This is a genomic window from Larkinella humicola (assembly GCF_008727875.1).
Taxonomy (GTDB): Bacteria; Bacteroidota; Bacteroidia; order Cytophagales; family Spirosomataceae; genus Larkinella; species Larkinella humicola.
Genome location: NZ_VTWS01000001.1, coordinates 1,058,134 through 1,069,060 on the forward strand (window position 1 = coordinate 1,058,134; position 10,927 = coordinate 1,069,060).

Consider the following 10,927-nt stretch of genomic DNA (forward strand, 5'->3'; position numbering starts at 1 on the left):
TCTGTCGGCTTTCCAACGGCGTTAACACTACTTAACACTATATAACAGTGCTTTACATCCAACCTCCGCACCTTTGTCCCATCATTTTCCAGTCATCATTTCACTCCTCCGTAGTCATGAAACGATTCAGAACTGTAGCCGCTGCCCTCATCGGTCTTCATTTGGCAGCCCAACTGGCCAACGCCCAACCCACGGCCGGCAAGATTTCGTATGAAGTCATGCAAAAAGTCGATCTGTCCCAGATGCGGGTCATCATCAACGGCCAGGAAGTCCGGCCGGATGGTGCCGATGCCCCCGCAGGTATGCCCGAAACGCGGTCTTTTGTCCAGCATTTTATTTTCTCAGGGACCCACGGCAAGGAAGAACAGGACCGCAACAGCGGTGGCGGGATCATGGTCCGGCAGGTGATACAGGATGGTGGTGGACCAGGCCCCGGACCCGGTGGACCAGGTGGACCAGGTGGCCCTGAAGGACGCGAAAATCGCAATTTCAATGGTCGCCCCTTCGAACGTGCCGTGTATTTCGATCTGGCAGCCCAGAAAACCGTCGAGGTGTTGGCGATCAAAAAAGATTCGGTTACCAGTCACTACCAGACCGAAATCCCGCAGAAACGGGTAACAGGCTGGCAGGAAACCGACAAAACGAAGAAAATTGCGGGCTATCTCTGCAAGAAAGCAACGGTTCCCTTCAAGAATATGTCCTATACCATCTGGTATACCACGGAATTGCCGTTTACGTACTCCCCCATCAGCAGCCTGACGCCCGAAAAAGGCGTGGTTTTGCAAATCGAGAGTGACAACGAAGCATTTAAAGCGACCAAAATTGCCGCCCAGGACGTGAAGGAAAGTGACGTTATGCCGCCCCAAACCGCCCAGGTGGTAACACTCGAAGAGCTGAACACCATCCGTCAAAAAGCCATGGCCGACATGCGCCAGCAAATGATGAATAATTTTCAAAACCGGAATTAGTGTACGGTTTACGGTATTCGGTTTACGGTTTACGGTGGCTGACGCAAGCTTCCACGGATGCGTTAGCCACCGTAAACCGTAAACCGAATACCGTAAACCGAATACCAACCTGAAATTGACCAAGTACCATGCGCTCACTTCTCCCTGTTTTCTTTTTTATGATCAGTCTAACGAAGGTCGTCGCCCAGTCGCAGCTCCGGGGGGCGGTGGTCGACTCCACCACGCGAAAACCGCTGATGGAAGCGACGGTTTCCCTGCTGTCGGTGCGCGATTCGTCGGTCGTCACCTTCATGATTACCAACGGAGACGGGGAATTTACCTTCAAAAATGTGGCGGTGGGGACCTACCGGCTGCTGATTACGTATGTGGGGTATCGGAACAAATCAAAGCGCATTTCGATCACAACCGGCAAACCGCATACCGACGCTGGAACAATTGAAATGATTACCCAGGCGGTTAACCTCAACGAAGTGGTGGTGAAGCAGGAAGGGCCGCCGATTGTCATCAAACAGGATACGGTCGAGTTCAATGCCGGTGCCTTCAAAACGCAGCCCAATGCAATGGTGGAGAACCTGTTGAAGAAACTACCGGGCGTGGAAGTGGACCGCGAGGGAACCATCAAGGCGCAGGGGCAGGAAGTAAAACGGGTCTTGGTCGACGGAAAACCGTTCTTTGGCGATGATCCGAAAATGGCCACCCGCAACCTCCCTGCCGACATCATCGACAAAGTCCAGATGTACGATCAGCAGTCCGATCAGTCACAATTTTCGGGTATCGACGACGGTGACCGGAACAAAACCATCAATCTCGTTACCAAAAAAGACAAGCGGAAGGGTTATTTCGGCCAGCAATCCATCGGTGCCGGACCGAACGAGACGAACGATGACGTCCGCTACGCGGCCCGGCTTAACCTGAACCGGTTTAACGGCAACCAGCAGATTTCGCTGATCGGGCAAGCCAATAACATCAACCAACAAGGCTTTACGGGCCAGAATATATTCGGCGGGGGCGCCGGACTGGGTGCCAATTTTGGTGGTGGTGGCCTGATTGTGGCGGGTGGCCGGAGTGGCGGAGGAAGCAATGGCGGGAATACCAACGCCATCACCCGGACGCTGGCGGGTGGTTTAAACTACCGCGACCAGTGGGGTAAGAAAGTAGACGTGGCAGGGAGTTATTTCCTGAACGACCTCAATACCGTAACCGATCAGCAAAGCCGCCGACAGTATGCGCTGCCCGACACTTCCTACCAGGTCAACCAGAACAGCACGTCGCGCAATCAGGTCACCAGCCACCGGTTCAACATGCGGTTTAATTACCAGATCGATTCGTTGACGACGCTGCGGATTACCCCCGGTTTTACCCTACAGAATTCTGAATACCAGAGCATTAATCAATCACAAACGCTGACGAACGACGCGATTTCCAGCGTCGAGCAACTGGATTCGACGAACCTGATCAACACCAGCAACACGAATTATAATTCGACCGGAAACGGGATTTCGGGGAATAACAACGCACTCCTGATGCGGAAGTTCAAACGCAAAGGGCGGACGTTATCCCTGAACTGGAACATTGCCGTCAACAACCAGAATACCGATGGCATCAACCAATCCCTCAACCAGTTTTTCGGGCAAACCGGCGGCCGGAATAACCAGAACATCGATCAACGAAACGAACAAACCAGCAAGTCGGTGACCAACTCGATTAACCTGACGTATACCGAACCGCTTTCGCTCAGCAAAACCCTGGAGTTTCATTACAACTATTCCAATAACCGCAATACCTCCAACCGATCGGTAAACGACTACGATGAATTGACCAAAGACTACACGGAATTCAACCCATCGCTGAGCAATAACTTTGTAAATACCTACATGACAAATCGGGTCGGTTCTACGCTGCAAAACAAACGTCTGAAGTATACCTACGCGCTGGGATTTGACATGCAACAGGCTAATCTCCACAGCGATAACCAGACAAGAGACGTCAGTCTGAACAAAAGCTTTACCAACGTACTACCGAATGCGATGTTTACGTATAACTTCAGTAAAAACAGGACGCTGCGGTTCAATTACCGGAGTCGCACCAACGCCCCTTCCGTGTCGCAGTTGCAGCCCGTAGCCGACAACACCAATCCGCTCAACATCCGGCTGGGTAATCCGGATCTGAAACAGGAGTTTAGCAATACCGTTTCGCTGAATTACAACAATTTTCAGCAAACGACCTTCCGCAGCGTGTTCGCTATGCTGAATGCGACCCAAACCAACAACAAAATCGTGAATGCCACGACGTTTACCAACCAGGGAGCGCAAACGACGCAACCCGTAAACACCAACGGTTATTATAACGTGATGGCATTCCTGGCCATCGGTCGGCGCATTCAACCCCTCAAAGCCAATGTGAACCTGACGAGTAACATCAACTTCAACCGGGGCGTCAGTCTGGTCAATAGCCAGACCAACCGGTCGCAAAACTGGACGTTCAGCCAGGGTGCCCGCATCAACTCGAATTTCGATGAAAAACTTGAATTTGGACTGAGCGGCAACATTAGTTACCAGACTGCTTTATACTCTCTGCAAACGAATCAGAATACCGAGTATTTCAACAAATCGCTCAGTGGCGATCTGTATTACCAATTGCCTTTCCGGCTGGTTGTTACGACGGATGTTACGTACAATAATTACTCGGGAAAATCGGCTGGATCGGTTCAGAATTTTGCGCTCTGGAACGTGGCCTTAACCCGTCAATTTTTCAAAAACCGCCAGGGAGAATTAAAATTGCAGGTCTATGATTTGCTGAATCAAAACCGCAGCATCAGCCGGAATGTGACAGAAACGTATTCCGAAGAAACGAATAGTCGCGTTCTGAACCGGTATTTTATGCTCAGCTTTACCTATAACCTGCGGAGATTTGGCAGCGGCCCTCAGTCCCGAACCGAACGGCAAAACCGGGATCAGAACTTCCCGCAACGGGGGATGCAACGGCCGGGGCGAATGAATTAATTTGGATTTCGCATTCCCCGGATTGTGTATTACCGACATCCCGCATTCCCCGGATGATGTTACCAACATCCCGCATTCCCCGGATTGCATCCGGGGCTATGGTATTTCAGCCTTTCAGGCTGGTTAGGGGTGTTCATTCGTTTGGTTGAGAAGGAAGTAAAAATGTTCCGCTCCTGGCTTTGTAGTAAAACAGATTGATCGGTTAATTCAACCCGCCAAAAAACCGGGTGATGGTAATTCGTGTGGTAGTCTCTTTCGTATGAAAACAATTCACTTCTTCCTGTTTGTTGCGGCACTGGGTCTGGTGGGCTGTCAATCCGCTCAACTGCCTGAAGAGGTGGCGCTGGCAATGGAAAAAACGCCCGAAACGGTGGACTACAACCTACACGTCAAACCCATCATTTCGGACCGGTGTTTCAAATGCCACGGCCCCGATAAGGCCAAAATCGAAGCGGATTTGCAGTTGGCAAACTTCGAAGGTGCTACGCAGGAAAACAAGGAAGGACGCCGGGCGATTGTGCCGGGCGACGCCGGAAAAAGTGAGCTGGTGAAGCGGATTCTGAGCCACGACCCGGAAGAAGTGATGCCCACGCCCAAGTCGAACCTGACACTGACGGCGGAAGAAAAAGCCGTGTTGATCAAATGGATCGAACAGGGCGCGGAATACAAGGAACACTGGTCGCTGACGAAAATCGAAAAACCGGCGGTTCCGAAGGTGGGGCAAAGTTTTCTGTCGCGCTGGGGCGTCACTTCCGACGAAGAAACCACCTGGGTTCGCAATGAAATCGATCGGTTTACACTGGCGAAAATGAAGGAGGTGGGCTTAAAACCGTCGCCCCAAGCCGAAAAAGCAACCCTGCTCCGACGCGTATACATGGATTTGACGGGCCTTCCGCCCACGCCCGCCGAGGTTGAAGCATTCCAAAAAAATGCCGCCCCCAATGCCTATGAACAGGTGGTGGACAAGCTGCTGGCATCTCCGCAATACGGTGAACAACAAGCCGTTAGCTGGCTAGACCTGGCCCGGTTTGCCGACTCGCAGGGCTATCAGGACGACCCCATGCGGAACGCGTATCCCTACCGCGACTGGGTCATCCGATCGTTCAATCAAAACCGCCCCTTCGACCAGTTTGTGAAGGAACAGATAGCCGGGGATCTACTGCCTGCTTCGCCAAAACCGGAAGTCCAGCGGGAACGCATCCTGGCCACAGCTTTCAACCGGCTGCATTCGCAAAGTGGCGAAAACGGCATTGTTCCCGAAGAATACCGCATCGAATACGTGGCCGACCGCGCCAATACCTTCGGAAAAGCCTTTCTGGGCCTGACGATGGAGTGTGCCCGCTGCCACGACCACAAATACGATCCGATCAGCCAGAAAGACTATTATTCGCTGTTCGCATTTTTCAACCAAAACAAGGAAACCGGGCAAATCACGCACAACGGCGAAGCCTGCCCGACGGTGATGCTGCCGTCTCCGCAGGTCGATCAAACGCTGAAGTTCATCCGGACCAAAATTCAGCGGCTGGAAACCCGCCTGCAACCGCAACTTTACAAAAAATCGTTTACCAACTGGGCTACAAATCCAGTGCTTACTTCCACGCTCAACCGCGGCTTGCTGGTACATTTGCCGCTGGATGCCGAGGAGAATGGCATCTACGAAAACCGGGCCGATCGGTCTTTCGTCGCGTTTCTGAGTGGTGATAAGGAGCGAAAACCGCTGCCAACCGCTGGGAAAGTCGGTCAGGCGATGGCGTTGCGGGGTGAATGCGGCATCGGCATTCTGTCGGAGACAATCGACCGCGTGAACGGAAAAATGGTGGAGTCGCCGAAACGGTTTGGCAAGGGACTCAACTTTGAACGGAATCAGGAATTTTCGGTCAGCATCTGGGTCAATCCGGCCCAAAAAGGCGTTGAAGGAGCCATTTTTCGCCGAACCAACTACGCCAATGAGGGCTACCGGGGCTATTCGGTCAGGATGAATCCGGATCAGACCCTGACGGTTTTGCTGAGTTACGTCTGGCCGGCCAATTGCATCGAACTCAAAACCGTTGATAAACTACCACTCCATCGCTGGCAAAACCTGACGCTGACCTACGACGGCGAAGCGAAAGCCGCCGGTGTGCGTTTTTTCGTGGACGGCAAACCCGCCCGCATGAACGTGATTACCGACAACCTGACCAAAGGCCTTCTGCACGGAGAATTCAACTCCAACAAGCAAGGCAAATTTTACGGTTTTGAACTCGGCTACGACTCCCAGGAAAAGACCCTCCACGGGGTTGCCGTCGACGAACTCCGGATTTATAAACGACGGCTATCGGCGCTGGAAGTTGAATCACTGGCGGCTGGCACCAATTCCGTGGCCGATCTGGTACGCATCCCTGAAAGCAAACGAACCGCTCAGCAACGGCAGAATTTGCTCGAACATTATTTGCTCACGGCCGATTCCACCTTCGCTCAGACGAACCGGCAACTCTCGGTCGTTCGCGGGCAGGAAGTAGCGGTTTTGTCCGACATCCCCGAAGTTATGGTGATGCAGGAATTGCCCGCCAGTCAGCAACGGAAAAGTTTTATTCTGAACCGGGGCGTTTACGATGCGCCCGGTGCAGCAGTGTCTTCCCAAACGCCACTTCGCCTGGGGAAACTACCCGCCGACTATCCGCAAAACCGCCTGGGCCTGGCGCAATGGCTGCTGGCAGACGATCATCCGTTGTTCGCCCGTGTGATGGTCAACCGGCTCTGGCAGAACTACTTCGGCAACGGTCTTGTCAAAACGCAGGAAGACTTCGGCAGCCAGGGCGATTTGCCGTCGCACCCCGAATTGCTGGACTGGCTGGCCATTCAGTTCCGGGAGGAAGGCTGGGACACGAAGCTGTTTGTCAAACGGATGATGCTATCGGCCACTTACCAGCAATCGTCCAAAGCCACGCCGGAAGAAATTGAACGCGATCCCGATAACAAGTGGCTGGCCCGGGGCAGCAGTTACCGGCTTTCTGCCGAACAGGTCCGCGACAATGCACTGGCGGCCAGCGGTTTGCTGGTTCGAAAAATTGGCGGACCGAGTGTCTATCCGTACCAGCCAGCCGGTATCTGGGAAGCCCTGGCGACCCGCAATACGATTAGTTACCGCCAGCAACACGGCGACAGTTTATACCGGCGCAGCATGTATACCATCTGGAAGCGGACCAGTCCTCCGCCGATGATGCTGAATTTTGACTCGCCCGACCGGAGTCTGTGTACGGTTCGGCGGCAAAAAACCGCTACGCCATTGCAGGCCCTGGTAACGCTGAATGATCCGCAATTCGTGGAAGCCGCCCGGGTGCTGGCCCAGCGAACGATGCGGGCCAAACCGTCGTCGGACGAGCGAATCCGGTATTTCTTTCAAGCCATTGTTTCCCGAAACCCGCGTCCCCGGGAGTTGGAACTGATGAAAGCCTTGTACGTTGAAGCCTATCAGGGCTTTGCGAACGCACCACAACGGGCTGAATCACTGTTGAAAACCGGTGAATACGAACGTGACCCGACGCTGAAAGGCCCGGAACTGGCGGCTTACACGATGGTTGCCAACACCATTTTGAATTACGACGAAGCGACGATCAAACGATAAGTGCCATGACCAACGAATTGCAAGACCGCATCCACGATGAGATGAGCCGCCGAACGTTTCTGCAAAGCAGCGGTCTGGGTCTTGGCGCGGCCGCACTTTCTTCCCTGTTACCCCAACATGCCGCAGCCAGTTCGGCTTCGTGTCTGGATTTGCCCAATTTTCCGGCCAAGATCAAACGGGTGATTTACCTGCTGCAAAGTGGGGCGCCGTCGCAACTGGAAACGTTCGATTACAAACCGAAGCTTGAACAGATGTGGGGGCAAAATCTGCCCGAATCAGTGCGGCAGGGCCAACGGCTCACGGGCATGTCGGCGGGCCAAAGTTCGTTTCCGCTGGCGGCATCGGTGTATAAATTTGCACAATACGGGAAAAGCAGGGCGTGGGTGAGTGAACTGCTGCCCCACCACAGCACGATGGTAGACGACCTGTGTTTCATCAAATCCATGCACACCGAACACATCAACCACGACCCCGCCGTTACCTTTATCCAGACGGGCAACCAGATTGGCGGACGGCCGTCGATGGGTTCGTGGGTGAGTTACGGGCTCGGTTCGGAGAACAAAAACATGCCGGCTTTCGTCGTGCTGCTGTCGCGGGCGCGCAGTGGTGACCAGCCGCTGTATGCCAAACTGTGGAGCAACGGTTTTATCCCTTCCACGCACCAGGGCGTGGTGTTCCGGTCGGGTCCCGATCCGATTTTTTACCTCAATAATCCGGATGGCGTCGACAAAACGTCCCGGCGGACGATGCTGAACTACCTCGCCAAATTGACGGAAGATCAGTACAAACACGTCCTCGACACCGAACTCAACAGCCGGATGCAACAGTACGAAATGGCGTACCGAATGCAAACCTCCGTTCCCGAAACGCTCGATCTTTCCAAAGAACCGGATTACATCTTTGATCTGTACGGCCCCGAAAGCCGAAAACCGGGGACGTATGCGGCCAACTGCCTGTTAGCCCGCAAATTAGCGGAGAAAGATGTGCGGTTTATTCAGTTGTATCACCAGGGCTGGGATCAGCACGGTAATTTGCCGAAAGACATTAAAATTATGGCCGATTCGGTCGATCAGCCGACGGCCGCGCTCGTGAAAGACCTGAAACAACGCGGCTTGCTGGACGATACGCTGGTGATTTTTGGCGGTGAATTTGGCCGCACCAATTACTCACAGGGCAAGCTTACCAAAGATAACTACGGCCGCGACCACCACCCGCGCTGCTTCACCGTCTGGATGACCGGGGGCGGAATAAAAAAAGGAATGACGTACGGACAGACCGACGATTTCAGTTACAACATTATTAAAGAACCGGTTCATGTCCACGATTTGCAGGCCACGATTCTGCACCTGCTGGGCCTCGACCACGAAAAACTGGTGTACAAATTCCAGGGGCGTCGCTACCGCCTGACCGATGTGGCCGGAAAAGTAGTCAAACCCATTCTGGCGTAGACCGTCAATCCGCTCCCAAACGAAAACGGACAACCGATTAGATCCGGTTGTCCGTATACAATTATCCCCACAGAATCAACTAAACTTAAGGCAGCAACACCCGGTCGATCACGTGTACGACACCGTTGGTAGCCACGTTGTCAGCAGAAACCACGTTCGAAGCCTGATTGGCGTTTCCCGTTCCCAGAAAACTCACTCCGGAAGAGGATACGTTGCTTCGAACGGTGGTTCCCTGTGCCGTCGGAACGGCGGCTCCATTGGTTAGGTTCGTAGAAAAGGCCCGGGCGGCAATAACGTGATAGGTCAGAATATTGGTCAGGGTGGCAACCGGCGCGGCATTGATGGCAGCCGCATCCGCAAAACCAGCAGCCTGGAAAGCGGCATTGGTCGGAGCCAGCACCGTCAGCGGCCCCGCAGCCGTCAAAGCATTGAGAACCGGTGCGCCACCCCGTGTAACTGCAGCCACCAGCAAACTCAGGTTCGGATTGCCCTGCGCCAGTTGCACGATGTTTTGGGTGGGCGGCATCAGAACTTTGTTGATGACGTGAATGACGCCGTTTGACGCAGGAACATCGGCCTGCGTCACCTGTGCGCCATTGACGGAAACCCCCGAAGCGGTTTTGGTAATGTATACATTGCTGTTGCCCAGCGTCTGCACCGCCGTGTTGGCTGCCGTCGGAATATCAGCTGCAGCCGTCCGCTGACCGATGACGTGGTATTGCAAAACCGCCTGAAGGGTCGCTACCGGTGCGGCATTGATCGCGGCCACGTCGGCAAATCCAGCGGTTTTGAAAGCCGCATCCGTTGGTGCAAAAACCGTCAGCGATCCTGTTCTGAGTGCTTCAGCCAGTCCGGCACGCACTACGGCAGCTTCCAGCAGGGAAAAATCAGCCGTGTTGACAACGATATCGGTGATGGTCTGGGGTGCCGGTGTTTCTTCGTCGTCGTCATTGTCGCAGGACGTCATTGAAAACAAGGTTGAGCTTACTAACAGGGCTACCACAAACTTCAGGCGGGTGAATTTTCGAAAAATGGATGGATTACGTTTCATAAACAGTTTAAAAGTTGTGTGTTGAAAAACTCCGCAATCGACCTTTGGAGGTGTTTGGATTGCTTTCGAACCATAGTGCGGAGGCAAGCAGCTTTCTCACAAAACTTTTTTGATTTTTTTTTGTAAAATATTCTCTCTGACTTTGAACAAATCGCGGCTAACATTTTGGCTCATCAATCCGTTACTGCCAGTAATCAATTCCCTGCAAACCGTTCTGCCGTATGCCCAGTCCTGTACCGGAAATTCCGCCATCGCTTTGGGAGGGTCTTCGCAATCGCGATGACTCCAGCCTGAGTGAGCTGTACCGGTTGACTTACAATGACCTACTGAATTTTGGCATCTACTTTGGTTTCACAGCCACCGATACCAAAGATGCCATCAACCAGGTGTATCTGGAGCTGTGGGAACGCGGGGAGAAACTGCCGGTGGTTGGCAACATCCGGTCGTACCTCATCACCGCCCTGCGCCGGAAGCTGTTGAAAGATTTTAACCGGGAAAATCATTTTACGGAGCTGACCGGACGCGAACCCGGCTACGAACCGCCTTACGAAGAGGTCATCGTGCAGGCGCAGGAACAGCAGCATCTTCAGCAAACGCTCCAGCAGGCACTCAGTCAATTGACACCCCGGCAGCGGCAACTCATCGAACTGCGGTTTTTCCGAAATCAGGGGAATGAGGAAATTGCCGAAGCCACCGGCATGCACATCAATACGGTTTACAACACGCTGTCTTCAGCTCTGAAACTGTTGCGACAGACGCTGAATCGAAAAGAAAAACGGAGCCTGGTACCGCTATGGCTGCTCATTTTTTCCTTGCTGGGTTTGTGAGATTTCGTTACTTCGACGTACTATTAT

General features: G+C 53.3%; 6 protein-coding genes. 5 read left to right on the top strand and 1 reads right to left on the bottom strand.

Annotated elements, in window-relative coordinates; all coding sequences use genetic code 11:
• The first annotated feature begins 116 nt into the window (after positions 1-116).
• From F0P93_RS04540 to F0P93_RS04555, 4 genes are all read left to right on the top strand, one after another.
• Positions 117-968, top strand: coding sequence for a GLPGLI family protein (locus tag F0P93_RS04540; protein WP_150875098.1), 852 nt, complete (start codon positions 117-119; stop codon positions 966-968).
• A gap of 128 nt (positions 969-1,096) precedes the next feature.
• A complete protein-coding gene (locus F0P93_RS04545) occupies positions 1,097-3,970 on the top strand; it encodes an outer membrane beta-barrel protein (RefSeq protein ID WP_150875099.1) in 2,874 nt (957 codons plus the stop codon).
• A 259-nt stretch (positions 3,971-4,229) separates the two neighbouring features.
• The gene (locus tag F0P93_RS04550) at positions 4,230-7,574 is read left to right on the top strand and encodes a DUF1553 domain-containing protein (protein ID WP_150875100.1); all 3,345 of its coding nucleotides are present in this window, start codon (positions 4,230-4,232) and stop codon (positions 7,572-7,574) included.
• 5 nt (positions 7,575-7,579) lie between these two features.
• On the top strand, positions 7,580-9,022 hold the full coding sequence (locus tag F0P93_RS04555) for a DUF1501 domain-containing protein (RefSeq protein WP_150875101.1): 1,443 nt from the start codon (positions 7,580-7,582) through the stop codon (positions 9,020-9,022).
• 85 nt (positions 9,023-9,107) lie between these two features.
• Here F0P93_RS04555 and F0P93_RS04560 read toward each other — a convergent pair whose 3' ends face one another.
• On the bottom strand, positions 9,108-10,073 hold the full coding sequence (locus tag F0P93_RS04560) for a fasciclin domain-containing protein (RefSeq protein WP_150875102.1): 966 nt from the start codon (positions 10,071-10,073) through the stop codon (positions 9,108-9,110).
• A gap of 221 nt (positions 10,074-10,294) precedes the next feature.
• Here F0P93_RS04560 and F0P93_RS04565 point away from each other — a divergent pair, with 221 nt between their 5' ends.
• Positions 10,295-10,900, top strand: a complete 606-nt coding sequence (locus F0P93_RS04565; protein ID WP_150875103.1) for an RNA polymerase sigma factor — start codon at positions 10,295-10,297, stop codon at positions 10,898-10,900.
• The last annotated feature ends 27 nt before the right edge of the window (positions 10,901-10,927 follow it).

Coding starts and splice junctions, on each gene's coding strand:
- F0P93_RS04540 (WP_150875098.1), top strand. CDS start 117: ATGAAACGATTCAGAACTGTAGCCGCTGCCCTCATCGGTCTTCATTTG.
- F0P93_RS04555 (WP_150875101.1), top strand. CDS start 7,580: ATGACCAACGAATTGCAAGACCGCATCCACGATGAGATGAGCCGCCGA.
- F0P93_RS04560 (WP_150875102.1), bottom strand. CDS start 10,073: ATGAAACGTAATCCATCCATTTTTCGAAAATTCACCCGCCTGAAGTTT.
- F0P93_RS04565 (WP_150875103.1), top strand. CDS start 10,295: ATGCCCAGTCCTGTACCGGAAATTCCGCCATCGCTTTGGGAGGGTCTT.
- F0P93_RS04545 (WP_150875099.1), top strand. CDS start 1,097: ATGCGCTCACTTCTCCCTGTTTTCTTTTTTATGATCAGTCTAACGAAG.
- F0P93_RS04550 (WP_150875100.1), top strand. CDS start 4,230: ATGAAAACAATTCACTTCTTCCTGTTTGTTGCGGCACTGGGTCTGGTG.